The sequence below is a fragment of the Enterococcus gallinarum NBRC 100675 genome, assembly GCF_001544275.1.
Taxonomy (GTDB): Bacteria; Bacillota; Bacilli; order Lactobacillales; family Enterococcaceae; genus Enterococcus_D; species Enterococcus_D gallinarum.
The window spans coordinates 1-1,779 of sequence record NZ_BCQE01000075.1 but is presented as its reverse complement, the minus strand read 5'-3'; the positions used below and the strand labels follow the sequence as shown (position 1 = coordinate 1,779).

Here is a 1,779-nt window from a genome sequence, read left to right as displayed (position 1 = left end):
CCAAAAGAAAAGGAATCTTGACTGCTGCCAAGATTCCTTTATAGTATTAGCAACAGCCCATTTCTGTACATGTATTGGCATGACAGCAATTTCTTCCGGAAGTAAATCCAGTAAATGCTGAAATTATACTTGGAGTTTGTGGACTTACAGTATAGGAAGTATTACCTCCTTTACCACCAATAGATTCCAACATTTCTTCTTCTTCAATCACTTCGAGTTCAAAATCGTCGATATTGAAATAATTCTCCATTCAGACCACCTCCTTTAAGTTTTAATTTCTAGCAAGCTTGCACCTTAATTTTAAACCTAATCATTATTTTTGTAAACCTTTTCAGTGTTTCGCATCCCTGTTAAGTACACTAATAGAGTATTTTTATAAAAAGAAAAGTAGGTAGTTTTTATTGTAAATATTGAGTTTGCTGATAATACAATTTTTTTGTTATTCTTTTTTAATATAATACTACGGTTTCAAAGAATTTATATGGAGTGCGGAAAGTTGCTCGTTTTTTATGTGAGGAATTGTCTTATTAGAACATATCCGCCTAAGATATAACCACTTGAAATATATCCTCTTTGGATATATAATTAAGAAAAGAAAGGAGAATTGTTATGGATAATATTCCTTTAAGTTACTCTAATTTTTTGCTTCTGTGGGTATTGCAAAGGCCTTCACATGGTTATGAAATTATGAAAATCATAGAAACAAAAACTAATAATTTAGTAAGTGTTGGTCCAGCAACTATGTACCGTAGTTTGTCTTATTTTTTAGAAAATGGTTACATTGATTTAATTTCTGAATCTGATAATAAGAAAAAATATATACTAACAGATTCCGGAAAAAAATTGCTAAAAGAACAAATTAATTTTTTTGAGTTAATAAGTAATATTGTAAAAGAAAGGGTGTAATCAATATGAAATTATTCAGAATTTTTTTTAAAGGAAGCTCTGCGGAAAAAAAATTTATAAATAAACAAAAAGATAGCGGTTACGCTTTAGAAAAAATACATTTCAATTTTTATACATTTGAAAAAGATAGTAGTATTAAAGATACAACTTTACAAATAGAATACGAAAAGGATTCAGATGATTTCAAATTGGAAAATAATAAATGTATAAAAAAAATGCTTGCTAAAAAATTAGTATTAACAAATTACAAAGCAATATACAGTTATATAGATTCTCAAAAGGGTCACTTAAAGATACTAAACGACACTGACGATATTGAAATTGATTATCTAACAAAATTAAAAAATAGGTTATTAACAATTAACATAATTTCTTCTGTGGTGCTAATTTTATTATGGTTCTTTTTAACTATTAACGATATGCCCAATTTATTTGGAAGTTTTACTATTTTTTGCATGTTTTTAGTATGGTTAATAATTTTCATTTTTTCCAAGAAGATTTCTAATAGGTTAGATGATTTAGGAGATGAGGAAAATGTTTTTTCTCCTGAAATTACAGTAATAATTACTACAAACAGCAAAGAAAAGCCTAATCTTGAAAAAAATTTAAGTGCATTAGGACATTGGAGATACGTTACAACCAAACAAACAAGTCATTATTTCCGACTCTCATCAAGTTTTTCCGAGGAAGTTTTAAAAAACGAGATTTCAAGTTACTTGAGTATACCAATTGAGCGAATACAAATAACTTCAAATTTAGGGCTGTTCCCAATTGGTTATTGGTGATAAAAAATAAAAATACACTAAAACTATACGTAGAATATAAGTAAATCGGCATTCAATCCTAACTATGTGATTGAATGCTGATTTTTTT

3 protein-coding genes are annotated in these 1,779 nt (G+C 27.7%); 2 read left to right on the top strand and 1 reads right to left on the bottom strand.

Annotation, left to right across the window (positions count from 1 at the left end):
• Nucleotides 1–46: 46 nt before the first annotated feature.
• Complete coding sequence (locus EG2_RS18125) at nt 47–250, bottom strand: hypothetical protein (RefSeq protein ID WP_060815723.1); 204 nt, start codon at nt 248–250, stop codon at nt 47–49.
• Between the two features lie 359 nt (nt 251–609).
• Here EG2_RS18125 and EG2_RS18120 point away from each other — a divergent pair, with 359 nt between their 5' ends.
• Nucleotides 610–906: a PadR family transcriptional regulator gene (locus tag EG2_RS18120; protein ID WP_060815721.1), complete on the top strand. Its 297-nt coding sequence runs from the start codon at nt 610–612 to the stop codon at nt 904–906.
• A gap of 5 nt (nt 907–911) precedes the next feature.
• Nucleotides 912–1,691, top strand: a complete 780-nt coding sequence (locus EG2_RS18115) for a DUF2812 domain-containing protein (protein WP_060815719.1) — start codon at nt 912–914, stop codon at nt 1,689–1,691.
• Nucleotides 1,692–1,779: the final 88 nt, after the last annotated feature.